Source organism: Gilliamella sp. Gris1-4, assembly GCF_001690335.1.
GTDB lineage: Bacteria > Pseudomonadota > Gammaproteobacteria > Enterobacterales > Orbaceae > Gilliamella > Gilliamella apicola_P.
In genome coordinates, this window is record NZ_LZHA01000029.1 from 23,006 (window position 1) to 47,649 (window position 24,644).

Sequence of the window (24,644 nt, forward strand, 5' to 3'; positions counted from 1 at the left end):
TACGTTTATAAGAAAGCAAATTGTTAGTGATTGATATTAATTATACAAAAGGAACAATAATTTGTTCCTTTTGTAAAAAAGTTTCCGGTAAATATGTGTTTGGGTATAAAATTATAATGTAAAATTGCTTAAATCATCTTCATTAATTTCAGAATCAATTTGGCCAACTAGATATGAACTCATTTCGGCTTCTTGTGGTGCTACTTGCACATTATCAGAAACAAGCCAGTTATTGATCCATGGAATTGGATTTGATTTAGCTTCAAAGGGTAATTTTAGTCCGACCGCTTGCATACGAATGTTCGTTATATACTCGACATATTGGCATAATATATCTTTATTTAAACCAATCATTGAGCCACCCTCAAACAGGTATTCGGCCCATTGTTTTTCTTGATTAGCGGCTTGTAAAAATAAGTTATAACAATCTTGTTCACACTCTTTGGCAATTTCAGCCATTTCGGGATCGTCTTCACCACTGCGTAGTGTGTTGATCATAAACTGAGTGCCTGTTAAATGCAGCGCTTCGTCGCGGGCAATAAGTTTAATGATTTTGGCATTCCCTTCCATTAGTTCTCGTTCAGCAAAAGCAAATGAGCAGGCAAAACTAACATAGAAGCGAATAGCCTCAAGTGCATTGACACTCATTAAACATAAGTAAAGTTTCTTTTTAAGTTCACGTAAATTAATGCAAACAGTGTGATTATTGATGTTATGTTCACCTTCACCAAATAAATTATAGTAACTTGCATAGCTAATAAGATCATCATAATAACCTGCAATGTCCCCAGCACGTTTTTGAATTTCTTTATTAGTGACAATATCATCAAAAACCACAGATGGATCGTTAACGATATTACGAATGATATGAGTATATGAACGAGAATGAATGGTTTCAGAAAACGACCAAGTTTCTACCCATGTTTCCAATTCAGGTATTGAAATAAGTGGCAGTAAAGCAACATTAGGGCTACGACCTTGGATGGAATCAAGCAGAGTTTGATATTTTAAATTGCTGATAAAAATATGTTTTTCATGCTCTGGTAACGCAGCATAATCAATACGGTCTTGTGAAATATCGACTTCTTCTGGGCGCCAAAAGAAAGAAAGTTGTTTTTCAATTAGCTTTTCAAACATCTCATATTTTTGTTGATCATAACGCGCAACATTCACTGATTGTCCAAGGAACATTGGTTCTTTAAGCTGGTCGTTATGCACTTGCGAAAAGGTACTGTAATTCATACTCATAAAAGAACTCCTACTCATTTACTGTTGCTTTTACCGCTTCCTTTTGACAGTGTAAAAGGCAAGTTGAATGGGGAAATTACTAGTTTTCCCCGATAAAAAATTGAATTTTAGCGTGTAGCTATTTAGTTTTAATCAAGGTTAAATTTTGCAAGCGCCACCTTCACAGCCATCATCCGAATGGGTTGTTGGAACAATATCACCTTGAATATCTTCAGCGCCATCGCGTGTATTATGATAATAGAGTGTTTTTACGCCAAATTTATAAGCAGTCAATAAGTCTGATAATAGCTGTTTCATGGGTACTTTATTATTTGGGAACTTAGCCGGATCATAATTAGTATTAGCAGAAATTGATTGATCAATAAATTTCTGCATGATGCCTACTAATTGTAAATAACCAGTGTTATTTGGAATTTGCCAAAGTAATTCGTAAAAATTTTTCAGATGGTTATACTCAGGAACCACTTGTTTTAAAATACCATCTTTTGATGCTTTTACACTAATAAAACCACGTGGTGGTTCAATACCATTTGTTGCATTGGAAATTTGTGACGAAGTTTCTGATGGCATTAATGCCGATAATGTCGAATTACGAAGTCCATAGGTTTTAATTGATGCTCGTAGTGATTCCCAGTCATAGTGTAATGGCTCTTTAGTAATGGTATCTAAATCTTTTTTATAAGTATCAATAGGTAAAATACCTTGCGAATATGTGGTTTGACTAAATAATGGGCAGGTTCCCTTTTCTTTAGCTAGATTATTCGATGCTTTTAGCAAATAGTATTGCATGGCTTCAAAGGTACGGTGAGTTAAATTGTTGGCGCTGCCATCGGAATATTTAACCCCATGTTTTGCTAAATAATAGGCATAGTTAATAACACCAATACCTAATGTACGACGATTTAATGAAGAATGACGAGCTGCAGGTACAGGGTAATCTTGGTAATCAAGTAGTGAATCAAGAGCGCGTACCGCTAAATCGGCTAACTCTTCAAAGTCATCTAGAGATTCTATTTTACCTAAATTAAAGGCTGATAATGTGCAAAGGGCAATTTCGCCATGTTCATCATTAACGTTGTTAAGCGGTTTTGTTGGCAGTGCGATTTCCATACATAAATTAGATTGATGAACAGGTGCTAATTGTGCATTAAATGGGCTGTGAGTATTACAGTGATCGACATTTTGGATATAAATACGTCCAGTTGATGCGCGCTCTTGCATTAATAATGCAAAGAGTTCAACGGCTTTAACTTCGCGTTTGCGAATATTTGGATCTTGTTCGTATTGGTGATAAAGCGTTTCAAACTTATCTTGATCGGCAAAGAAGGCATCATAAAGTCCAGGAACGTCCGATGGGCTAAATAGAGTAATATTTTCGTTTTTGATTAAACGTTGATACATTAATTTATTGATTTGTACGCCATAGTCTAAATGACGGACACGATTTTCTTCAACGCCACGGTTGTTACGTAATACTAATAAACTTTCAACTTCTAAATGCCAAAGAGGATAGAAAACAGTTGCTGCTCCTCCTCGCACACCACCTTGCGAACAAGATTTAACCGCTGTTTGGAAATATTTATAAAATGGAATGCAGCCTGTATGAAAAGCTTCACCACCACGAATTGAGCTTCCTAACGCACGAATTCGCCCTGCATTAACCCCAATTCCAGCCCTTTGTGATACATATTTAACAATAGCGCTTGCTGTGGCGTTAATAGAATCTAAACTATCATCACATTCAATTAATACGCAAGAACTGAATTGTCGAGTAGGAGTACGAACCCCCGCCATAATTGGCGTTGGTAGCGAAATTTTAAAGGTTGAAACGGCATCATAAAAGCGTTTGATATAACTAAGACGTGTATCTTTAGGATAATTAGCGAAAAGGCAAGCTGCAACTAGAATATATAAAAACTGCGCGCTTTCATAAATCTCGCCAGTGACACGATTTTGTACTAGATATTTTCCTTCAAGTTGTTTAACTGCGGCATACGAAAAAGACATATCTCGCCAGTGATCGATAATCTTATCCATTTGTTCAAATTCTTCTTGCGTATAATCTTCAAGCAAGTGTTTATCATAACGTTCACTGTCGACTAATTTTTTAACGTGTTCATAAAGTGAAGGTGGAGTAAATTGATTAAAGGCTTTTTTACGTAAATGGAAAATCGCTAAGCGTGCAGCTAAATATTGATAGTCTGGTGCTTCTTGTGAGATCAGATCGGCTGCAGCACGAATAATTGTCTCATGAATATCTGATGTGCGAATACCATCGTAAAATTGAATATGTGAACGTAATTCAACCTGAGAAACAGAAACATTTTCTAATCCTTCAGCAGCCCATGTAATGACGCGGTGGATTTTATCAAGGTTTATTGGTTCTTTCTTTCCATCTCGTTTGGTGACGAGTATTGATTTATTCATTCTTTCATTCCAATGTTAAAGTATGTTTTTAATTATGATAATTGATATTTATCAAAATATACAATATGTAGTACCTATTAATTGAATTTGTCACTATATGTAGTATTATTAATCAATGGTTTAAATTTATTAATTAAAATAAAACGTTATTGATTTTAATAGTTAAAATTTATTTTTCATAAAAAATGAAAGAAAGAATTCATGCAAGTTACGCCATGCAGTGGATATCATTCAATTGGTTATCAGCAAAGTAAAACTTATATGGGGTAAAATGTACTTCTTGTACAAGAATTTGATTGCTATTTTTAGATAAATAGTACTTTATTATTTAATATTTTATAATCAAAAACATACTTTCCTGAAAGTTTTTAACATTATTTTAAGATTTGAAAGTAGGGTACGCAAATTAGTCCGTAGAAATACTACTCTCTATTTTACAAGCATTTTTGTTATCTTCTTTTATTTTTAGTTGAAGATTATTGAGTTAGTATTTCGTTAGATCAAATTCTTTCAAAATATTTTTATAAAAATAATCATAGCCTCTATTTTTTAGACTTATAACGTTGAATAGAGCTTGAGAGGTTTTGTTCTTCTATCCATGCTAATTTTTCAGTATAATTTTTTTCAGCACCACGAGTTGTTGGGCGATAATATTTTGTATTAGCCATTTCTGGTGGGAAGTAATTTTCACCTGCGGCGAAAGCGTTGGGTTCATCGTGGGCGTAACGATACTCAGCGCCATAACCTAAGTTTTTCATTAAGCTTGTTGGAGCGTTGCGTAAATGCTCAGGAACATCGTAATCAGGTTTTGATTTGGCATCAGTCATTGCTTGTTTAAATGCAAGGTAAACTGCATTACTTTTTGGTGCACAAGCAAGATAGATTATTGCTTGTGCAATTGCACGTTCACCTTCAGCAGGACCAACTCTTGTAAAGCAGTCCCATGCGGCAAGCGCGACTTGCATAGCTCTAGGATCGGCATTACCAACATCTTCCGAGGCAATGGCTAATAATCGACGTGCAACATAAAGCGGATCCCCCCCAGCAGAGATAATTCTTGCATACCAATACAGAGCGGCATCAGGTGCGGAACCACGTATTGATTTATGTACCGCGGAAATTAAATCGTAAAAACGATCGCCTTGATTATCGAATCTCGCACTACGTTCTCCCATAACTTCTTTGAGTAAATCAGGTGTAAGTTCATGCCCATCTGACATGTCAATTAATAGTTCAAGTGTGTTCAGTGCTCGCCTTGCATCACCACCAACGAATTCAGCAATTTGTTTTTTTGTTTCTTCTGGTAGATTGATGTTTTTATTACCATAACCACGCTTAGTATCGTCCATTGCCTGCTGTAAAATTTGCTCAATGTCATGGTTGGTTAATGATTTGAGCAAATAGATTCTTGCACGAGATAATAATGCAGAATTTAATTCAAATGATGGATTTTCAGTTGTTGCTCCAATAAACGTAACAGTACCGTTTTCGACATAAGGCAAAAACGCATCTTGTTGGCTTTTATTAAAACGATGAACTTCGTCAACAAATAATATAGTGCGCATCCCTGCTTGCTGATTAATTTTAGCACGTTCAATTGCTTCACGAATATCTTTTATGCCAGATGTAACGGCAGAAACTCGTTCAACTTTAGCATTAGCATGATGAGCAATAATTTCAGCTAAAGTTGTTTTGCCCGTGCCTGGCGGCCCCCAAAGGATCATTGAGTGTAAATTCCCTGCTTCAATCGCTTTGGGCAGTGGTTTATCTTTATCCAATAGATGAGATTGACCTATATATTCAGCTAGATTACGTGGGCGCATTCTAGCTGCTAAAGGTTTGAATTCATCAGTAGTAAATTCAAAAGACATACTCGGCATGGCAGGTATTTATCCGCATTTGTAAAATAAAACCTATTATATACTTGTTATTTTGTAAGTGAAAAAAGAAAAGAAAATATCTTTCCCCACTAGAATAAAAACGGTAATATTTCAATCTTATATAGTAATCAAAATATATTTAACATATTTTTATAGAAGAAATACATAAGGATTGGCTATGAAAAAGTTTTTACTTTTAATTGGAGCATTAGTTAGTTTATCTGCATGGGCTGGCGATAAAGAAGTATTACAACAACGTTTAGATAAAATTGACGGGTTTTATGCAAGGTTTTCGCAAGATGTGAAAACGGCCGATAATCAACAAGTACAAGAAGGTAAAGGCGATTTATGGGTTAGTAGACCTTACTATTTTAATTGGACGATGAACGAACCTGATGAAACATCGATTATTTCTGATGGAAAGAATATGTGGGTATACACACCAGCAGTTCAACAAGTTAGTGTAATGGACTTGAAAAAAGCGATCGATAACCGATTAATGTTACTAATTACTGACAGTCATAACCCAATTTGGAATGTTTATAATGTCACTCGTAAACAAGATTCGTTTACCTTAAAACCAACAGATGGGTCTAATCAAGACTTTATTATTTCGGTATTACCTACAGGTATGATTTCTAACTTTACTATTATAGAAGAAGATGGCCAACGTAGTTTTTATGACTTGTCTCGACAAACACTAGGTAAAGTCGCATTAGATAAATTTAAATTTACCCCGCCAGCAGGTGTAACTGTTGATGATCAACGTTAGTATGCTGTTTAATGGTTAACTTAGTCCAAGCTCAACTGATGCTAAGTTGCATGTCAATAACACCAATTGAGCAAGAAAAAGTCTATGAGAAAAATATATTTATCTTATTGATTTTATGATCGATTAGGAAGATATTTACTCATAGTTATCTTCATTGATACTGATGACTGGATTATCCGAAAATAGATAGTGATCGAGTTTCGTCTCAAAATCTTTACTTGCAGCATCAAATAACATTTTTTTAGTATTTTCTAAATGTTGCCACATTGCCAATTTGGCGGCCTTAGGATCGCGGTTAATTAATGCTTCTAGTATTTTGTCATGTTCATCCCACCAACTATCAATATCTTGCTCAGGAACATGTTCATGTAATTTTTTCCATAAAGGATTTAGTGTTCGTTGTTGCCATGCTTCTTGAACAATAGTTGTAAGGGCTGTATTACGAGTTATCATAGCAATTTGTGTATGGAATTTTAAATCCCAATCAGAGTCTCTATAATGGTCTTCTTTATGTGCATTATGTTGAATTTCAAGAAGTTTTGCTATATCGTCTTTGGTGATTTGCGTTGCAGCAAATTCTGCTATATTGCTTTCAATAAGTTGACGGGCTTGTAATAGTTCAAATGGCCCTGTTGTTGAAAAATTTAAACCTTGTGACGTTGTTAAAATATTGGTTTTTATACTATTTGATATAACATGAATACCTGATCCCTTTCTAGCATCAACAAAGCCTTCAACTTCAAGCATTATAATCGCTTCTCTTACAACAGAACGACTTACTTTGAGTTCTTCACAAATTAATCTTTCAGATGGTAATTTACAACCGACTGGATAAATACCATTAATAATTCGTTTTTTTAATTCTGTTGCAATCACTTGGTAAAGCCGTTGATATTCATTTTGTTCTTGAACCATGGTGATTTTTATCTAACTCCTGAACTTGTCATCGTTTTAAAATACCATCTAATTGAATAGAGTTAAATAATATTGTTCTATTTTCTGCAATTAAAATTCTGTTTATAAAAGATAGCCTACAAATAAATATTTAGTCATACATAAATAATAGTTTTAATTATGTGATATCAGTCAACTTTTTAAGTTGACTGATATGTTATTGTTAACTTAAACAGCTCCCATAAATTACTAATACATAAAAATAGATTAAGTTTTGCAGCTGTAAGATAAGTTCCAATGTTAATGGAGAAATAAATGCATTTTTTAACTGAAGATTTTTTATTAGATACTGAATTTTCTCGTCAACTTTATCATAATTATGCTGTTGAGCAGCCGATTTTTGACTACCACTGTCATTTACCCCCTGAGCAAATTGCTCAAGATTATCAATTTAAAAACTTGTATGACATCTGGTTGAAAGGTGATCATTATAAGTGGCGAGCAATGAGAGCTAATGGCGTTGCTGAAAAATTTTGTACTGGTAAGGATGTAGATGATTTTGAAAAATTTAAGGCTTGGGCTGAAACCGTACCACATACAATTGGTAATCCTTTATATCATTGGACTCATTTAGAGCTTCGCCGACCATTTGGTATTGATAATATTTTATTATCCCCATCAACCGCCGAAACGATTTGGAATAAATGTAATGCAATGTTAGAAACCAAAGCGTTTTCTGCTCGTAGCATTATGAAAAAAATGAATGTCAAAATGGTTGGAACTACTGATGATCCTATTGATGATTTAGTTCATCATAAAACGATTGCACAAGATAGTTCATTTGATATCAAAGTATTACCAAGTTGGCGTCCAGATAAAGCATTTAATATTGATTCCGAATTTTTTGTTACTTACTTGGACAAACTATCTGCGGCTTCCGATATGACGATTTCGAGTTTTCATGTACTTTGTCAAGCGCTATCAAAACGAATGGATCATTTTGAGCAACACGGCTGTAAAGTTTCTGACCATGCTTTAGATACAGTTGTTTATGAAGAAGCTTCAGAAAAAGAATTGAATGCCATCTTAACTAAGCGATTATCGGGCATTGTATTAAGTGCTAAAGAAACTGCGCAATTTAAAACAGCCGTACTTATCTTTTTAGGTAGCGAATATAACAAACGCGGTTGGGTACAACAGTATCATATTGGCGCACTACGTAATAATAATTCAAGAATGTTTAATTTGATGGGTGCTGATGTGGGCTTTGATTCAATTAATGATTCACCAATTGCTCAACCACTATCACGATTACTAGATGCGCAAGCAAAACAAAATGCGTTACCTAAAACAATACTCTATTGTTTAAATCCTTCTGATAATGAAATTCTAGGTACGATGATAGGTAATTTTCAGGGAGAAGGTATTTGTGGAAAAATGCAATTTGGTTCAGGATGGTGGTTTAACGATCAGAAAGACGGCATGATTCGTCAAATGACGCAACTTGCTCAACTTGGTTTATTAAGTCGTTTCGTTGGTATGTTGACTGATAGCCGTAGCTTTCTTTCTTATACTCGACACGAATATTTTAGACGCATTTTATGCCGCATGATCGGGCATTGGGTCGAAGATGGAGAAGCTCCTCGTGATATTGAGTTATTAGGTCAAATGGTTAAAAACATTAGTTTTGATAATGCTAAAAACTATTTTGGTATTGAACTAAGTTAGATATTAACCTGTTGAAAAATTAATCAAAAAAGAGTTATATTCATGAAAACATTAAATAGAGAAAATTTTCCTGGTGCAAAATATACCACACGAGTTGTTCAGTTTGGCGAAGGTAATTTTTTACGTGCATTCTTAGATTGGCAATTAGATATCCTTAATGAAAAAACAGATCTTGATGCCGGCATTGTCATTGTTCGTCCATTAAATACAGACTTTCCACTACCGTTAAATATTCAAGATGGGTTATATACTACCTTGATTTGTGGTTTAAATGAAAAAAACGAAGCAGTAAAAGAATTTAGGTTAATTCGTTCAGTCAATAACGAAATAAATGTTTATACTCAGTATGAGCAGTATCTTTCATTGGCGAAAGATCCCAATATTCAATTTGTTTTTTCTAATACTACTGAAGCCGGTATCAGTTATGTAGAAAGTGATAAACTTACCGACAAACCTGCTACAAGCTACCCAGCTAAATTAACGGCTTTCTTATATGAAAGATTCGTCTATTTTTCAGGTACTAAGGAAAGTGGATTAATTATTATTCCTTGTGAATTAATTGATTATAATGGTGATACCCTTAAAAAATTAATACTTAATTATGCTGAACAATGGCAGTTATCAGATAAATTTATTTCATGGCTCGAAAATGATAACTTATTTTGTTCAACATTAGTAGATAGAATTGTACCGGGTTATCCAAAAACGCAAATTGCGGAACTTGAATCAGAGTTAGGATATAAAGATAATTTCATTGATTCAGCCGAGTACTTCTATTTATTTGTTATTCAAGGGCCGCATTGGTTAGCTGAAAAACTTTGTTTAGATAAGTGTGATATTAATATCAAAATTGTTGATGATATCAAACCATATAAAGAGCGAAAAGTAGCTATTTTAAATGGTGCACATACTGCATTAGTACCTGTTGCTTACCTTGCAGGGATTGACACAGTGGGTGAATCAATGAATGATCCCCAAATCTTATCTTACCTTAAAAATGCGATTTTTGATGAAATAATCCCTGTTTTAAATTTACCTCATCAAGAATTGGTTGACTTTGCTCAATCAGTAATTAACCGTTTTAAAAATCCATTTATTGAACATCAATTAATGTCGATAGCTTTAAATAGCATGACAAAATTCAAAACTCGCATCTTGCCTCAATTAATCGCATATCAAAAAGAGAAAGGTATGCTACCTAAACATTTAGTGTTCTCTTTTGCTGCTTTAATTGCCTTTTATCGTGGCATACGCAATAACCAACGTTATCCGTTACAAGATGATGCTATTTGGTTAGAGCGTTTTGATTTAGGCTGGAAAAATATAGCTGACGGTAAATGGACATTAGCACAATTGGTTGATTTTGTATTAAGTGATAATGCACATTGGGAATATGATTTATTAACTATTCCTCACTTAGCCCAAACAATAACGCAGTATTTAACGATTATTACTCAAGAGGGCATGCGTCAGGCAATTGAAAAATGTGTTATGTGTAGCAAATAAAATGAGCAATATAATGATTAAATTTATAAAAATAAACAATAAAGATAATGTTGGTGTAGCATTAACAGATTTAGAAGCGCATGAAGCTAATATTGTGGTTGATGGTCATAATATCGATTTACAACAACCTATCAAACAAGGACATAAATTTGCTCTTAAAGACTTTGAGCAAGGCGAAAATGTTATTAAATATGGACTACCGATTGGGCATGCAACTTGCCCTATTAAAGTTGGCGAACATATTCATTCACAAAATTTAAAAACTAATTTAAGTGATATTAATAATTACCAATATCAACCTAATTTGTCAAAAAATGATTTATTACACGAGATCCCTGACAAAGAAGTTCAAATTTATCGTCGTAAAAATGGTGAAGTAGGCATCCGTAATGAGTTATGGATTATACCAACGGTAACTTGCATTAATGGTATTGCACAGCAAATTGTTAAACAGTTTTGTGAAGAACTTAATAATCAATTGGAAATTGATGGTATCACCGTACTGGAACATCCTTACGGATGTTCTCAATTAGGGCAAGATCATAATAATACCAAAATTATTTTACAAGATTTAGTTAAACATCCTAACGCTGGAGCCGTGTTAGTTATTGGGCTAGGTTGTGAAAATAATCAGATATTAGAGTTTAAAGCTGATTTAGGAGAATATGATGAATCTCGAGTTAGATTTCTTGTCGCACAACAAGAATTAGACGAAGTTGAATCAGCTCTAAGTCATCTAAGAGAACTTTACGCCATTATGAAAAATGATAAGCGTGAATTAGGTCGTTTAAGTGAATTGAAATTTGGTCTAGAGTGCGGTGGCTCAGATGGTTTTTCTGGTATTACTGCCAACCCAATGCTCGGTTTATTTTCTGATTATATTATTGCGCATGGTGGAACAAGTGTACTTACTGAAGTGCCAGAAATGTTTGGTGCTGAAAATATTCTAATGTCGCACTGTGTTGATGAGTCGACCTTTGATAAAACAGTGCATATGATTAATGATTTTAAACAATATTTTATTTCAAACAATCAACCTATCTATGAAAACCCTTCTCCTGGTAATAAAGCTGGTGGGAGCACCACACTTGAAGAAAAATCACTGGGTTGTACCCAAAAAGCAGGGGGAAGCAAGGTTATTGATGTCCTTAACTATGGACAAATGTTAACAAAACATGGTCTTAATTTACTCAGCGCTCCAGGTAATGATGCGGTTGCAACTGGTGCTTTATCTGCAGCGGGTTGCCATATGGTGTTATTTACAACAGGAAGAGGAACTCCTTATGGTGGAGTTGTACCTACTGTCAAAATTGCTACTAATAGCCAATTAGCAGATAAAAAAGTAAATTGGATCGATTTCAATGCAGGAAAACTCATCCAAGGAGTTTCAATGAAATCATTATTAATTGAATTCATTGAACACATCGTTCTTATTGCTAACGGAAAGAAAACATGCAATGAAGAAAATAATTTCAGGAATTTGGCCATTCTAAAAAGTGGCGTAACCCTCTAAAAATAATTATTCATTTAATTGTTAATAATGTCATTAAGTCGTTTTTGGCTTAATGCAGGGAGGCTATTATTTTTGTAAATAATATAGGAATCATAACATGAATAACAATAAAGATAAAAAAATCACATGGCTAGTAAGATTTTCTTACGGGAGTGGTAATTTAATCGGGAGTGGTGCCCTTGCAATTAGTGGAGCTTGGTTACTCTATTTTTATACTACATTTTGCGGATTAACAGTTGTTCAAGCAGCATTAATTTTCTCAATTGCAACTTATTTAGATGTGATTTTAAACCCATTAATGAGTTTTATTACCGACAATTTTTATCAAACTAAAATAGGTCAACGTTTTGGTAGGCGTCGATTTTTCATACTAATGGGCATTCCGTTGATGACGATTTATCCAATGCTATGGATTAACGGAATGGGATTTTGGTATTACCTTATTACATATATTTTATTTGAAATTATTTATACCAGTATTATGATCCCATTTAATACCTTACCTGTTGAAATGACATCTAACTTTTCTCAACGTACTTATTTGACTGGTTCAAAGGCAATGTTTGGTAAAGTAGCTAATTTCTTAGGCGCTGCAATACCGGGAGTTTTCTTTTATTTTTATAGTAAAGAGTCAGCAACCCCATTTTTGTTAACAGGTATTACTTATGCTGCAATTATGATGACCGCATTAATTTTGCTCTATTGTAACAGTTGGGAGAAACCAAAAGAGCAAGTTAAAGATGAATATGTACATAGTTTTTTTGAAGCAATCAAAAAGCTTTTTATTGATATTTTTTCAACCTTCCGTATAAAAACGTTTAGAGCTCATTTAGGTATGTATTTATTTGGTTTTGGTGCTGAATGGTTATTTACTGCTGTATTCACTTATTTCATTGTATTTAGTTTAGGTTAACCGCGATCATTTGTTGCTTCAATGAATTCATTAAGTAGTATTTGTCAGTTATTTTCAACTGCTTTCTTTATGATGTATTGTGCGAAAAAAGGTTTTAAAAAACCATTCATTATTGCGCTACTAATTGTTATTTCATCAATGATTGGTTATGTCGGCATCTACTATTTTAATCTTCTTCAGGCGACTTGGATTGTTATTGGTATTACTATTTGGTTTGGTTTAGGAACAGGTGGTGTTTATTACATTCCATGGAGTGTTTATGTTTTCCTTGCTGATGTTGACGAAGTGGTAACTAATCGACGCCGTGAAGGTGTTTATGCGGGTGCAATGACGATGGCTGGAAAATTAGTTCGGGCATCTATTGTGTTTATACTTGGTATTGTATTAAGCACATATGGTTTTGAATCAAAATCACATGTACAGCCGCAAAGTGCTATTCATGCTATTAATGGCATTATTATTTATGGTGTTATTGGTATGGCATTGATTGGTTGTTTCTTTGCATGGAGAATGAAGCTAGATCATGCAACCCATTCTGTCATTATTAATGAAGTTGCACGTATTCGAGAAGGTGGAAAAATGGAAGACGTAACCCCTGAAACTAAAAAAGTTGTAGAAGATTTATCAGGTATTGCTTATGAAAAATGCTTTGGTAATAACAATATTGGTTTTAAACAAAAAGTATGACGACAAAATAGAATTTATTAAATAAATTATCAGGATTAATTATTATAAATTCTTTTATTTATTAGTTGATTAGTGAGCGGTAAAGAAAACTGTTGAATTACCGTTCATAAAATAAAAAGGAAAAATAATGACAACTGTATCAGTAATAGATTTTGGCGCTATTGGTGATGGGAAATCAATCAATACCATTGCTTTTGAAAAGGCAATACAACATATTAAAAAATCAGGTGGAGGAAAACTCATAGTTCCTGCTGGCATTTATTATACAGGAGCAATTTAACTTTTTTTATTGAACAAGGTGCAACTTTGCTATTTTCTGATAATTCAAATGATTATCCTATTGTCAATTCGCGTTGGGAAGGGGTAAAGCAAGATGTATATATGCCTTGTATATATGGAAAAAACATTGAAAATGTGATTATCACTGGTGATGGTAAAATTGATGGGAATGGTAAAAAATGGTGGCATATTTTTCGTAATGATCGTAGTAACCTCAAATATCCAAGACCTTATTTGATAGGATTTGATTTTTGTGAACGCATAACGATTGAAAAACTGTTTTTAACTCAATCACCAAGCTGGACGGTACATCCAATGGAATCAAATAACGTGGTTGTAGATAATGTATCGATTTCAAATCCAGCGGATTCACCAAATACAGATGGTATAAATCCTGAATCTTGCCGTAATGTTAGAATATCAAATTGCTATATTGATGTAGGTGATGATTGTATCGCAATTAAAGCAGGCACAGAAGAAACAGCCGAAAAAAGCCCTTGTGAAAATATTTTAATTACTAATTGTAATATGATTCATGGTCATGGTGCTGTAGTATTAGGTAGTGAAATGAGTGGTTGTATTCGAAATGTGACTATTACTAATTGTGTGTTCCAAAAAACCGATCGAGGAGTAAGATTTAAAACTCGCCGTGGTCGAGGAGGTACAATTTCGGATATTACTTTTAGTAATATTGTTATGGACGAAGTACTTTCAGCATTCGTCATGAACTACTATTATTATTGTGGACCTAAAGGCAATGATCCTATTGTTTGGAATAAAGATGCATTACAAGTTAATGAATCAACACCAGCATGCAATAATATCAGTTTTTCTAATATTATTGCAAAAAATGTCCGAGCTTACGCTGGGTTTTTATATGGTATTCCAGAATTACCAATATCTAATATATCGTTTGATAATATCCGTGTATCAATGCAAATTGATGCCCAAGCGGGAGAAGTTGACATGTTCAAAGATGTTAAACCTACAGCAGGAAAGGGATTTTTTATCGAAAATGCAGATAGTTTTTTATTTAATAATGTAATTATTGATAATATTGTCAGTGATCCACTGGATATCAGAAATAGTACTAATATTTATGTTAATCAGTCGTTTGTAAAAAAAGATGGTAAATTAATAAGCCTTAGCGCTTAAAACCACTGTAAAAAATAACCGCTACAAAGCGGTTATTTTTTGATAAAATTTTTAAATCAATATTGGTAAAACCAATATCAAAGCCAAGCATTACCGATTTGCGTTTTTCATAATACGTGCTTTATCAACTTGCCATTGGCGTTCTTTAATATCGGTACGTTTATCGTATTCTTTTTTACCTTTGGCAACACCAATTTTTACTTTTGCCCAGGCATTTTTCCAATATAACGAAAGGGCAACAACCGTATAGCCTTGGCGGTTAATCTGACCAAATAATGAGTTGAGTTCACGCTCATTTAGCAGTAACTTACGATTGCGCATAGGTTCACAAATAACATGTGTTGAAGCAACATTTAATGGCGTAATAGTTGCACCAAATAACCATGCTTCACCATCTTTAAGTAAAACGTAGCTATCGCTAATATTTACTTTACCTGCACGGAGTGATTTTACCTCCCAACCTTGCAGGGATAATCCCGCTTCAATTTCCTCTTCAATAAAGTACTCATGGCGTGCGCGTTTATTTAATGCAATAGTTGCCGATCCCGGCTTGTGTGATTTTTTCTTAGTCATAATGTGCGTTATTATAGAGTTACGTGATATTATATGCTACTAATTTTAACTTTTTATTTTATTATTATGGCGCATGTTTTTCACGAAGTTATTGAGCCTTACTCAATTGAGCAAATGTTTGCTTTAGTTAATGATATAGAGAAATATCCAGAATTTATTCCTGATTGTATCGCATCTGGTATTATTAGAAAACAAGATAATATTATGGCTGCATTTATTGAGGTTGAAAAGTTCGGTTTTAAAAAATCTTTTACTACATTAAATAGAGCCAATGAACCTAACTCAATTGATATGACTCTTTTAGAAGGCCCGTTTAAAAAATTATCGGGTTGTTGGCAATTTGTTAAAATTACTGAAAACCAAAGCAAAATTAGTTTTAATTTAGATTTTGAGTTCAAAAATAAATTATTAGATATGACTTTTACCCCTGTATTTAAAGAAATCATGACTAGTATGGTTAATGCGTTTTCAAAAAGAGCAAGGCAGATTTATTAAAATGATCAATATTCAAGTTGTTTATGCGTTACCGAATAATTCTACAGTAATTAACTGTAATGTTGATGAGCAAACGAATGTCTTGCAAGCAATTACAAAATCCAATATCTTATCGTTATGTCAGATTAAACTAGATGAGCATTTAATCGGCATCTATGGAAAACGTTGTGATCTTAATGAATTGGTTAAAAATGGCGATCGTATTGAAATATATCGCCCTTTAATCAATGATCCCAAAGAAATAAGACGAAGAAAAGCTGCACAAAAAAATTATGGCTAAAGGCAAAGGATATTAAATGCATAATCTGTTAATTGAAAAGATTGAAACTTTATGCAAAAAACGTGGTATTAAACTGACAACGCAACGTCGAACAGTTTTAGATATTATGTTAACGGCAAATAAAGCAATGAGTGCCTATGATCTTTTAGATCTACTCAAACTAAGCGAACCTCAAGCTAAACCTCCCACAATTTATCGTGCACTTGAATTCTTGCTTGAACAAGGTTTTATCCATAAAGTGGAATCTTCTAATAGCTATATTATTTGTCCACATTTTCAAGACCCTGAACATATTTCAATTTTATTTATTTGCGATAAATGTCAGCGAATCACTGAAAAACACTCACAAAATATTGAATATCAATTTAAACAGTTAGCACAGCAAAGTGATTTTTTAATCAAACATAGTGTGCTTGAAATACACGGATTTTGTCAACAGTGTCAACCTTAATTGTTGTTCTTTGGCTAATTAATATTGCCTGCGATACTGTTGGGCAAATTGCATTTAAGTATGCCGCAATTACTTCAAAAAATAAGCAAGGTTTACATTATTGGCAAAAATTAATTAGTAATTTTTGGCTTTGGTTGGGGTTTGGTACATATTTTATCGGTTTTATTTTTTGGCTAGCTTTTTTAAGTAAAGTGCCTTTATCGCAAGGTATTTTACTAGGTTCATTTAATATCATTACTGTTATGTTAGCTGGGCGTATCTTATTTCAAGAGCACCTTACTTTATTCCGTGTCATTGGTATATTTTTTATTACTACTGGCGTAGTTTTAGTGGGGCTTACATAATGAAAAAATTTTATATTATTGGATTTATTTTACTATTATTTTTTGACACATTTGGTCAAACAAGCTTTAAATTAACTGCAATATCAGCTATGCCATTTGAAATAAGTATTGATTGGTTAATTCGTATTTTTTCTTATGGTTGGGCTTATTTAGTCATACTTGGCTATACAGGAGCATTTGTCACTTGGATGGTATTATTAAAAAAAGCCCCAGTGGGTCCGGCTTTTGCTGCTTCTCATTTACAAGTAGTTACAGTAATGTTGGTCTCGGTTATTGTTTTTGATGAGCAAATTACATTGACGCGCATGCTTGGTGGGTTAGCTATCATTATAGGTATTGTTTTTTTAGCTCTAGCAGAGCAAAAATTACAACATAAATCCTAAAGTTACCTCTTTTATACTGAAACATAGCATTTCCTGAAACTTTTTAACAATAGAGCAATACTTCTAATTTGTTGAATTTAGCAATTGATCAGTTTGAGTTTATCTTATTTAGTGGAAATAATATGTCCTAATAAGCATATTAAATTTCAATCTTACAATTATTAATTTGAAACATTATTACTGATAAGACTTTTAAAAAAGTTATAATTTATTTTAACTACGTTCTCGTTCCATCACAATTAAATAGGCCTCTCTTGTCCAAAATAAGAACAGACGACGCAAATCTTTTTCCATAGTTACTACACGCCAACCTTCTTGGGCATGTTTATTTAAAAATTCTGAGAATTTAACTTCATTAGCGATAGCGGAGCCTAAAATTAACGAAGATAATGCGCTTTCTTGGAAAACAACTACCTTATATTCTTTCATTATAATTATAACCTTAAATTTTATTTCAAATTAACACGATATTTAATAGTAAAATAACATTAAATGTTTACGACATTATATATTGTTTAGATATTAGTATCTAGCACATAATAATTGGGATTTACTCAAAAAATTTAGTGTGTGAGTTGTAAAATTACCTTACAACGTAGCTAGAAAAATAGTTTAATTATTTAAAATAACATTGAAATATGAATTAATAATAGAAAATGGCAAAGTTCACCTACTTACATTTTTTATAAAAAACACATCTCAAAAACTAGATAAAATTAAAGTAAAAGGTGAAAGCAAGTTAGTTAATATGGTTTCCGGTCACTCAAAAAGTTGTCAAACCAAGGCTTAAACGAAGATAGATGGATTAGTGATAGTTCAAAATATGTAATGTGGGTAATATTAAATGTTCCTAGGGTAAATAGCAGTTAAATAACTCTGATTATCCTTATTAGACTTGCTGGACTAGGTTCATCGATCTTTGAGTAAAAAAGAGAGGCTAAAAAACTCTCTTTTTTACGATAAACGTTAAATTACACTGTGCGGTATTTTATTTTACGCGTGATACATATTCGCCTGAACGAGTATCCACTTTAAGTATTTCACCAATTTGTACAAATAAAGGCACGCGAACAACTGCTCCAGTTGATAATGTTGCTGGTTTACCGCCTGTTCCTGCTGTGTCGCCTTTTAAACCTGGATCGGTTTCGATCACTTCAAGTTCAACAAAATTTGGTGGTGTTACTGCAATCGGTTGGCCGTTCCATAAAGTTAAAATACATTCCGCTTGATCAACTAACCATTTTGCATTGTCGCCAACCGCTTTGGCGTCAGCCGAAAGTTGCTCAAATGTATCGTTATTCATAAAATGCCAAAATTCACCGTCAGTATAAAGATAAGTTAAATTCATATCAATAACGTCAGCAGCTTCAACTGATTCGCCTGATTTGAATGTTTTGTCGACAGTTTTGCCTGAAAGTAATTTTTTAATTTTTACACGATTAATAGATTGACCTTTACCCGGTTTATAAAACTCATTTTCAACAATGACACACGGTTCGCCGTCTTGCATTATTTTAAGACCAGCTTTAAACTCATTAGTACTATAAGATGCCATAAAAGCTCCAACTAAAATTCTGAATTACAAAAAATGAGCCATATTATACAGCAAAAAGTTGAACTACCAAATAATAAAGATGAGTGGATTTTTGATCTTGCCAATGTTGTAACAGATATCAATGTTTTATACTCCTATTTAGGACTAGATCCTAATACCATCTCAATCCCTATGCAACAGGCGAAAAAACAGTTTCCACTTCGGGTTCCTAGGGCTTTTATTAATCGAATGGAAAAGGGGGATAGTAATGACCCACTTTTGTTACAGGTGCTTTGTGATGATAGGGAGTTATTAAAAGTTGAAGGGTATAGTCATGACCCATTACAAGAGCAAGATAACGCTGTTCCCGGATTATTGCATAAGTATCACAATCGCGCATTATTGATTACGAAGACCGCTTGTGCAATTAACTGCCGGTACTGTTTTAGACGGCATTTTCCTTATTATGATAATCAAGGTACTAAAAAGAATCTTGCTGTTGCGCTTGAATATATTGCGAATCATCCTGAACTTGATGAAATTATTTTATCAGGAGGTGATCCATTAATGGCAAAAGATCATGAAATGGCTTTTTTGATTAATGCACTTGAAAAAATCCCTCATGTTAAGCGTTTACGGATTCATACGCGTTTGGCCGTTGTTATTCCTTCTCGAGTAACGCTTGAACTTTGTAGGTTATTTGTTGAAAGTAGGTTGCAAATTGTAGTAATTACTCACATTAATCATCCAAATGAAATTGATAATGCAGTTGCTGGCGCAATTGGGCTTTTAAAAAAGAGTGATGTGATTGTGCTAAATCAAAGTGTATTACTGAAAAATATTAATGATAATGTCAATGTTTTGGCTCAGTTAAGTAATAAACTTTTTGATATTGGCATTTTGCCTTATTACATTCATTTATTAGATAAAGTGCAAGGTGCCGCTCATTTTTTAGTTGATGATAAATCAGCTAAATTAATAATGAAACAGCTTGCCGAGCAAGTGTCGGGTTATTTAGTGCCTAAATTAGCGCGCGAAATCGGTGGTGAGAAAAGCAAACAAGTACTTACTTTTTGGAATTAGTTAATTGTTTTTTTTTAGTTATAACTTATTATTTTATAATCTATTTTATTTTATCGTATGGTAACTAGGTGTTAATGGGATTAATCTGTAAAAATCTCATTGACGAAAAATAAAATAGGCACTATAATTCCGACCTCTTTAATTAATGCTGTAGAGTTTTTACTCTGCAACCTGTTGATAATTAGATTTGGATATAAATCGTCATGAAACGCACATTTCAACCATCAGTATTAAAACGCAATAGAACTCACGGTTTCCGTGCTCGTATGGCAACTAAAAACGGTCGTCAAGTTCTTGCTCGCCGTCGTGCTAAAGGCCGTGTTCGTTTAACTGTTGCTAGCTGATTTAAAGTTGGGTGATTAAGTTCACTTTTCCTCGGGAGTTACGATTGTTAACTCCCTTTGATTTCAATCATGTCTTCCAAGAGTCCATTCGGGCTGGTTCTCCGTTTTTAACTTTAGTTGCACGAAAAAATAACTGTAATCATATGCGGTTAGGGTTTGCTATAGCTAAAAAACAAGTGAAACGGGCTCATGAGCGTAATCGTATAAAGCGACTGTCTAAAGAGTATTTTCGGCTTCACCAACATCAATTTCCTAATATTGATTTTATTGTGATGGCTAAACAGCCAGTTATCGACTTAGATAATCAGCAACTCGTTGAAACATTGAATAAATTATGCCAACGAATCATAGCCAAATACGAGGCTTAAATAAATTTAAATTGATTATCAAACAGCATGTTTATGCATGTAACTATATGATAGTTAATATTTTTGTGCTTTTTGTTCGTGTTTATCAACGTTTTATTAGCCCTTTATTAGGTCCTAAATGTCGCTTTACACCGACGTGCTCACAGTATGCAATAATTGCACTAAGACGCTTTGGATTAATAAAAGGTGGTTGGCTAACCGTTAAACGTGTATTAAAATGTCATCCTTTACATGAAGGGGGAGAAGATTTTGTTCCTCCAAAAACTAAAACCAATAGAGAAAAACACTAATGGGATCTCAACGTAATATTTTAGTCATTGCTTTACTTTTTGTATCTTTTTTTATTTGGAAAGCGTGGGAAGAAGATCACGCTCCTAAACCTCCAATCGAAAACCAATTAACACAACAAATAAGTGATGATGAGTTAACAGCTGGTGCAGCACAAGGTAAAACAATTATTGTAAAATCGGATGTGTTGTCACTCACTATTAATACTTATGGCGGGGATGTTCAAGCTGCACAATTATTGAAATATGAGCAAACGCTTCATTCTGGTACGCCTTTCCAATTGTTAACATCTCGTCCTGATTTTGTTTATGTTGCTGAAAGTGGATTAACCGGTAAGGATGGTCCTGATAATGCAACTCAAGGATCAAAACGTCCTGTCTATCAAACTGAAAATTCAGAATATGTTTTAGCTGATGGGCAAGATGAATTGCGTGTTCCTCTTACTTATCAAGTTAATGGTGTAAGTTATACTAAATATTATATATTACACCGTGGTAGTTATGCTGTTGATGTTCAGTATGCTATTAATAACCAAAGCAGTGCATCTGTTGATGTTGCCATGTATGGTCAATTAAAACAAACAATTAAATTACCTGATGATATTCCAACCGAAGGCGGTAGTGGATTAGGGCAAAGTGCATTCCGTGGTACAGCTTATTCTAGTTCTAGTACTAATTATAGCAAATACAGTTTTGATGACATCAAAGATAAAGCTTTATCGGTTGATACCCAAACGGGTTGGATTGCGATGTTGCAACACTATTTTGCTTCTGCATGGGTACCCGCACAGGATAAAAATAATTTATTTTATTCTCGTGCAACGGCTAATAACTCTCAAGCAACAATTGGTTTCAAAAGTGAATCAGCAGTTATTCCTGCGGGGAGTTCTCAAATTATTGGTGCAAAATTATGGTTAGGACCAGAAATTCAAAGCCAATTGAAAGAAACAGCCAATCATCTTGACTTAATTGTTGACTATGGATGGTTATGGTTCTTATCACAACCGTTGTTTTATTTATTAAAATTTATTCAAAGTTTTGTTGGTAACTGGGGCTTCTCAATTATTGTTATTACATTTATTGTTCGAGGTATTTTATTCCCATTAACTCGTGCTCAGTATCGTTCAATGGCGAAAATGAAGCTATTACAACCCCGCTTACAAGCGCTGAAAGAGCGTTATGGTGATGATAGGCAAAAAATGAGTATGGAAACAATGGCGCTTTACAAGCAAGAGAAAGTGAATCCATTAGGTGGTTGTTTGCCATTAATTATTCAAATGCCGATTTTCCTATCATTGTTCTACATGCTAGGTAATACAGTTGAATTACGCCATGCACCATTTGCGCTATGGATTTATGACTTATCAGCACAAGATCCATATTATATTTTGCCTTTATTAATGGGCGGTACTATGTTCTTAATTCAGAAAATGTCACCAACACCAGTTACCGATCCATTACAACAAAAATTAATGACTTACATGCCATTAATTTTTACGGTATTCTTCTTATGGTTCCCATCAGGCTTGGTTTTATATTATATCGTTAGTAACTTATTTACAATTGCTCAGCAACGAATTATTTACTGGGAACTTGAGAAAAAGGGACTTCACGAGAAGAAAAAGAAATAGTATTGATTAAAAGGAGGAGTAATCCTCCTTTTTTGTTTTTATCTTTGGTGTTAATAATATGAATATACAGCAACAATTTAATTTGATAGGTAATGAAAGCGGTTATTGGTTTGTAAGTGCTAATGGACGATTATGGTTGCCTAATGGTGAACTTCCTGTTGGGCGTGCTGATGAATTTGGTTTTATCAATAAACTTGCTCAACCGATAGGTGAATGGAATGGGAAAACAGCTTGGCTGATTTGTGATGAAATGAAAAATGCGATGAGCTCAGTTCGTTCATTACTTGATAGAACAGATCAATCATTATTTAATTTAGCTGGTCGAGCAGTGCAACTTTCTGAGTTTTATCGTTCCCACAAATATTGTGGATATTGTGGACATGAGATGTATATCAGTAGCACGGAATGGTGTTGTCTATGCGATCACTGCAAAGAGCGTTATTATCCACAAATTTCACCATCTATTATTGTGGCTATTCGTCATAATAATAAAATTTTATTAGCAAAACATGTTAGGCATAATCAAGATAACTTATATACCGTTTTAGCTGGTTTTACTGAAATCGGCGAAACAATGGAAACAGCCGTTGAACGAGAAGTATTTGAAGAATCAAAAATAAAAATTAAAAATATTCGTTATGTTGGATCGCAACCTTGGCCATTTCCAAATTCATTAATGATGGCTTATTTAGCTGATTATGATAGTGGTGAAATAGTGGTAGATAAAAACGAACTCATTGAAGCAAATTGGTACCATTATACAGAGTTACCTAAAATTCCTGAGTATGGCACCATTGCTAGACGATTAATTGAGGATACAATTATACTTTGCCGCGAATATGATGAATATGGCAATGACTAATTATATTGAATTGTTCTTGTTAGATTAACTGTTTTTGATTCGTCACTGTTTGATGCTAATTAAAAGCTTTTGTTAATGTTTTTTTTAATTACGGGTTTGCGTTATATATGCGTTATCTTTTTCTAGAGCTAATATACTGAACATTTTCTTTTTATCCTATTTTCTTATTTATTTTTACACCAAATAGCAAGCGCTTCACATTGCCAATCTATCATCATGTAGTACCAAGCTGAACGCCATTTACGAACTGTATCATTGTGTAAATTTAGAGCTTTTCCTATTTGTGAATTATTAGCTCCAGAAACAAGTAAATCAATGAATTGTAGCCACAATTCAGGTTTGGGTATACGGTTTAAACTAGTGTTGCTTAAAAGGTTAAAGCTATGTCGACATCGCTTACAGCGATAGCAAGTGCGAGAACCTATTTTGGTTGTTTCGTTAGAACCACAGTGTTTACAAGTTGGATTTTGTTCATTCAATAAGGCGGTTACTTTAGCTTTAATGGTGCTATATTGTTCCTCTAAAGATGGCATTAACTTAGTTTGTTTTTGATGTATATACCAGCTATGTAATGATGGATAATGGTTTTGAAGATAGTTAATAATAGCTCGATCTCGTCGTGTAACTTTTTCGAGTGAGGTTTCGAGTCGGTCCGCAATTTCTTTATAACCCATTTTATTTATTCGGTTAATAAAAATAAACTCAAACCAATTATAAGGCATTAAACGATTGAAAGGAGTATTGGTTGAAACGGTAAAATATTTATGACAGCCTTTGCAACGATATGTTTTATTAGGTTTTGAACGAATTATATAGAATTCAGTTTTTTTACAAAAGGGACAAGATTGCACATGTTGTGATGTTAATTTTTCTAGGTCATGATGAAAAGCTTTAAATTCATCATGTAATTCGTTCGGTACGAGTTCATAAATCATTTTTATTCCCTTATCGCTTACCCTAGTAAATATTATCAGATTTTTACGTAAACATATAGCTTCCCTGAAACT

The 24,644-nt window shown here is 33.6% G+C and carries 25 protein-coding genes and 1 pseudogene; 18 read left to right on the forward strand and 8 right to left on the reverse strand.

The annotated features are described in order from the left end of the window. Positions 1-111 precede the first annotated feature (111 nt). The 3 genes from nrdB to A9G31_RS03575 form a co-directional block, all read right to left on the reverse strand. Positions 112-1,242, reverse strand: coding sequence for a class Ia ribonucleoside-diphosphate reductase subunit beta (gene nrdB / locus A9G31_RS03565; protein ID WP_065560494.1), 1,131 nt, complete (start codon positions 1,240-1,242; stop codon positions 112-114). A 144-nt stretch (positions 1,243-1,386) separates the two neighbouring features. After that, positions 1,387-3,675 carry a class 1a ribonucleoside-diphosphate reductase subunit alpha gene (gene nrdA, locus A9G31_RS03570; RefSeq protein ID WP_065560470.1) on the reverse strand — a complete coding sequence of 763 codons (2,289 nt, stop codon included), beginning with the start codon at positions 3,673-3,675 and terminating at the stop codon, positions 1,387-1,389. A 542-nt stretch (positions 3,676-4,217) separates the two neighbouring features. Then, the gene (locus tag A9G31_RS03575) at positions 4,218-5,555 is read right to left on the reverse strand and encodes a replication-associated recombination protein A (RefSeq protein ID WP_065560471.1); all 1,338 of its coding nucleotides are present in this window, start codon (positions 5,553-5,555) and stop codon (positions 4,218-4,220) included. Positions 5,556-5,733: 178 nt separating this feature from the next. Between A9G31_RS03575 and lolA the strand changes: the two genes are divergently transcribed. Continuing rightward, entirely contained in the window at positions 5,734-6,327 is a 594-nt protein-coding gene (lolA, locus tag A9G31_RS03580) for an outer membrane lipoprotein chaperone LolA (RefSeq protein WP_065560472.1), read from the forward strand. Positions 6,328-6,462: 135 nt separating this feature from the next. On the opposite strand, the gene exuR is transcribed toward lolA, so the two are convergent. After that, positions 6,463-7,242: a transcriptional regulator ExuR gene (gene exuR, locus A9G31_RS03585; RefSeq protein WP_065560473.1), complete on the reverse strand. Its 780-nt coding sequence runs from the start codon at positions 7,240-7,242 to the stop codon at positions 6,463-6,465. Between the two features lie 294 nt (positions 7,243-7,536). Between exuR and uxaC the strand changes: the two genes are divergently transcribed. The 6 genes and pseudogenes from uxaC (at position 7,537) to A9G31_RS03610 (ending at position 15,002) form a co-directional block, all read left to right on the forward strand. Further along, entirely contained in the window at positions 7,537-8,949 is a 1,413-nt protein-coding gene (uxaC, locus tag A9G31_RS03590; RefSeq protein ID WP_065560474.1) for a glucuronate isomerase, read from the forward strand. 42 nt (positions 8,950-8,991) lie between these two features. Next, on the forward strand, positions 8,992-10,455 hold the full coding sequence (locus tag A9G31_RS03595; protein WP_065560475.1) for a tagaturonate reductase: 1,464 nt from the start codon (positions 8,992-8,994) through the stop codon (positions 10,453-10,455). Positions 10,456-10,468: 13 nt separating this feature from the next. Further along, entirely contained in the window at positions 10,469-11,968 is a 1,500-nt protein-coding gene (locus tag A9G31_RS03600; protein ID WP_065560495.1) for a UxaA family hydrolase, read from the forward strand. A 97-nt stretch (positions 11,969-12,065) separates the two neighbouring features. Next, positions 12,066-13,568 (forward strand): annotated as a pseudogene (locus A9G31_RS12080) (MFS transporter). A 127-nt stretch (positions 13,569-13,695) separates the two neighbouring features. Next, complete coding sequence (locus A9G31_RS11965; protein WP_218056362.1) at positions 13,696-13,848, forward strand: glycosyl hydrolase family 28-related protein; 153 nt, start codon at positions 13,696-13,698, stop codon at positions 13,846-13,848. A 26-nt stretch (positions 13,849-13,874) separates the two neighbouring features. Beyond that, complete coding sequence (locus A9G31_RS03610) at positions 13,875-15,002, forward strand: glycoside hydrolase family 28 protein (protein ID WP_065560476.1); 1,128 nt, start codon at positions 13,875-13,877, stop codon at positions 15,000-15,002. A 90-nt stretch (positions 15,003-15,092) separates the two neighbouring features. Here A9G31_RS03610 and smpB read toward each other — a convergent pair whose 3' ends face one another. After that, positions 15,093-15,575 (reverse strand): SsrA-binding protein SmpB, encoded by a 483-nt coding sequence (gene smpB, locus A9G31_RS03615; protein WP_034913656.1) that lies wholly within the window; start codon positions 15,573-15,575, stop codon positions 15,093-15,095. Between the two features lie 33 nt (positions 15,576-15,608). Here smpB and A9G31_RS03620 point away from each other — a divergent pair, with 33 nt between their 5' ends. From A9G31_RS03620 to A9G31_RS03640, 5 genes are read left to right on the forward strand one after another with little or no spacing between them, the layout of a single operon-like run. Next, the gene (locus tag A9G31_RS03620; protein ID WP_081299331.1) at positions 15,609-16,070 is read left to right on the forward strand and encodes a type II toxin-antitoxin system RatA family toxin; all 462 of its coding nucleotides are present in this window, start codon (positions 15,609-15,611) and stop codon (positions 16,068-16,070) included. A gap of 1 nt (position 16,071) precedes the next feature. Continuing rightward, positions 16,072-16,350 (forward strand): RnfH family protein, encoded by a 279-nt coding sequence (locus A9G31_RS03625; protein WP_065560477.1) that lies wholly within the window; start codon positions 16,072-16,074, stop codon positions 16,348-16,350. Between the two features lie 16 nt (positions 16,351-16,366). Continuing rightward, on the forward strand, positions 16,367-16,801 hold the full coding sequence (zur, locus tag A9G31_RS03630) for a zinc uptake transcriptional repressor Zur (RefSeq protein WP_065560478.1): 435 nt from the start codon (positions 16,367-16,369) through the stop codon (positions 16,799-16,801). After that, a complete protein-coding gene (locus A9G31_RS03635; protein WP_065560479.1) occupies positions 16,789-17,145 on the forward strand; it encodes an EamA family transporter in 357 nt (118 codons plus the stop codon). Before zur ends, A9G31_RS03635 begins: the two co-directional genes overlap by 13 nt. After that, positions 17,145-17,528, forward strand: a complete 384-nt coding sequence (locus tag A9G31_RS03640) for a DMT family transporter (protein WP_065560480.1) — start codon at positions 17,145-17,147, stop codon at positions 17,526-17,528. The genes A9G31_RS03635 and A9G31_RS03640 overlap by 1 nt, the downstream gene beginning before the upstream one ends. A 213-nt stretch (positions 17,529-17,741) precedes the next feature. On the opposite strand, the gene A9G31_RS03645 is transcribed toward A9G31_RS03640, so the two are convergent. Then, positions 17,742-17,957, reverse strand: a complete 216-nt coding sequence (locus A9G31_RS03645; protein WP_065560481.1) for a DUF4177 domain-containing protein — start codon at positions 17,955-17,957, stop codon at positions 17,742-17,744. Between the two features lie 559 nt (positions 17,958-18,516). Next, complete coding sequence (gene efp / locus A9G31_RS03650; protein ID WP_065560482.1) at positions 18,517-19,083, reverse strand: elongation factor P; 567 nt, start codon at positions 19,081-19,083, stop codon at positions 18,517-18,519. A 33-nt stretch (positions 19,084-19,116) separates the two neighbouring features. Here efp and epmB point away from each other — a divergent pair, with 33 nt between their 5' ends. The 6 genes from epmB (at position 19,117) to nudC (ending at position 23,637) form a co-directional block, all read left to right on the forward strand. Beyond that, the gene (epmB, locus tag A9G31_RS03655) at positions 19,117-20,145 is read left to right on the forward strand and encodes an EF-P beta-lysylation protein EpmB (RefSeq protein ID WP_065560483.1); all 1,029 of its coding nucleotides are present in this window, start codon (positions 19,117-19,119) and stop codon (positions 20,143-20,145) included. A gap of 203 nt (positions 20,146-20,348) precedes the next feature. Further along, positions 20,349-20,489: a 50S ribosomal protein L34 gene (gene rpmH / locus A9G31_RS03660; protein ID WP_025314679.1), complete on the forward strand. Its 141-nt coding sequence runs from the start codon at positions 20,349-20,351 to the stop codon at positions 20,487-20,489. An 11-nt stretch (positions 20,490-20,500) separates the two neighbouring features. Next, the gene (gene rnpA, locus A9G31_RS11385; protein WP_081298058.1) at positions 20,501-20,857 is read left to right on the forward strand and encodes a ribonuclease P protein component; all 357 of its coding nucleotides are present in this window, start codon (positions 20,501-20,503) and stop codon (positions 20,855-20,857) included. A 47-nt stretch (positions 20,858-20,904) separates the two neighbouring features. After that, positions 20,905-21,147 carry a membrane protein insertion efficiency factor YidD gene (gene yidD, locus A9G31_RS03665; RefSeq protein ID WP_065560497.1) on the forward strand — a complete coding sequence of 81 codons (243 nt, stop codon included), beginning with the start codon at positions 20,905-20,907 and terminating at the stop codon, positions 21,145-21,147. After that, on the forward strand, positions 21,147-22,775 hold the full coding sequence (gene yidC, locus A9G31_RS03670) for a membrane protein insertase YidC (RefSeq protein WP_065560484.1): 1,629 nt from the start codon (positions 21,147-21,149) through the stop codon (positions 22,773-22,775). The genes yidD and yidC overlap by 1 nt, the downstream gene beginning before the upstream one ends. 58 nt (positions 22,776-22,833) lie before the next feature. After that, on the forward strand, positions 22,834-23,637 hold the full coding sequence (gene nudC / locus A9G31_RS03675; protein WP_065560485.1) for an NAD(+) diphosphatase: 804 nt from the start codon (positions 22,834-22,836) through the stop codon (positions 23,635-23,637). A 164-nt stretch (positions 23,638-23,801) separates the two neighbouring features. Here the strand turns inward: nudC and A9G31_RS03680 are convergent, their stop codons facing one another. Next, entirely contained in the window at positions 23,802-24,572 is a 771-nt protein-coding gene (locus tag A9G31_RS03680; protein WP_065560486.1) for a hypothetical protein, read from the reverse strand. Positions 24,573-24,644 lie beyond the last annotated feature (72 nt).

Coding starts and splice junctions, on each gene's coding strand:
- nrdB (WP_065560494.1), bottom strand. CDS start 1,242: ATGAATTACAGTACCTTTTCGCAAGTGCATAACGACCAGCTTAAAGAA.
- nrdA (WP_065560470.1), bottom strand. CDS start 3,675: ATGAATAAATCAATACTCGTCACCAAACGAGATGGAAAGAAAGAACCA.
- A9G31_RS03575 (WP_065560471.1), bottom strand. CDS start 5,555: ATGCCGAGTATGTCTTTTGAATTTACTACTGATGAATTCAAACCTTTA.
- lolA (WP_065560472.1), top strand. CDS start 5,734: ATGAAAAAGTTTTTACTTTTAATTGGAGCATTAGTTAGTTTATCTGCA.
- exuR (WP_065560473.1), bottom strand. CDS start 7,242: ATGGTTCAAGAACAAAATGAATATCAACGGCTTTACCAAGTGATTGCA.
- uxaC (WP_065560474.1), top strand. CDS start 7,537: ATGCATTTTTTAACTGAAGATTTTTTATTAGATACTGAATTTTCTCGT.
- A9G31_RS03595 (WP_065560475.1), top strand. CDS start 8,992: ATGAAAACATTAAATAGAGAAAATTTTCCTGGTGCAAAATATACCACA.
- A9G31_RS03600 (WP_065560495.1), top strand. CDS start 10,469: ATGATTAAATTTATAAAAATAAACAATAAAGATAATGTTGGTGTAGCA.
- A9G31_RS11965 (WP_218056362.1), top strand. CDS start 13,696: ATGACAACTGTATCAGTAATAGATTTTGGCGCTATTGGTGATGGGAAA.
- smpB (WP_034913656.1), bottom strand. CDS start 15,575: ATGACTAAGAAAAAATCACACAAGCCGGGATCGGCAACTATTGCATTA.
- A9G31_RS03620 (WP_081299331.1), top strand. CDS start 15,609: ATGCTACTAATTTTAACTTTTTATTTTATTATTATGGCGCATGTTTTT.
- A9G31_RS03625 (WP_065560477.1), top strand. CDS start 16,072: ATGATCAATATTCAAGTTGTTTATGCGTTACCGAATAATTCTACAGTA.
- zur (WP_065560478.1), top strand. CDS start 16,367: ATGCATAATCTGTTAATTGAAAAGATTGAAACTTTATGCAAAAAACGT.
- A9G31_RS03640 (WP_065560480.1), top strand. CDS start 17,145: ATGAAAAAATTTTATATTATTGGATTTATTTTACTATTATTTTTTGAC.
- A9G31_RS03645 (WP_065560481.1), bottom strand. CDS start 17,957: ATGAAAGAATATAAGGTAGTTGTTTTCCAAGAAAGCGCATTATCTTCG.
- efp (WP_065560482.1), bottom strand. CDS start 19,083: ATGGCATCTTATAGTACTAATGAGTTTAAAGCTGGTCTTAAAATAATG.
- epmB (WP_065560483.1), top strand. CDS start 19,117: ATGAGCCATATTATACAGCAAAAAGTTGAACTACCAAATAATAAAGAT.
- rpmH (WP_025314679.1), top strand. CDS start 20,349: ATGAAACGCACATTTCAACCATCAGTATTAAAACGCAATAGAACTCAC.
- yidD (WP_065560497.1), top strand. CDS start 20,905: ATGATAGTTAATATTTTTGTGCTTTTTGTTCGTGTTTATCAACGTTTT.
- yidC (WP_065560484.1), top strand. CDS start 21,147: ATGGGATCTCAACGTAATATTTTAGTCATTGCTTTACTTTTTGTATCT.
- nudC (WP_065560485.1), top strand. CDS start 22,834: ATGAATATACAGCAACAATTTAATTTGATAGGTAATGAAAGCGGTTAT.
- A9G31_RS03680 (WP_065560486.1), bottom strand. CDS start 24,572: ATGATTTATGAACTCGTACCGAACGAATTACATGATGAATTTAAAGCT.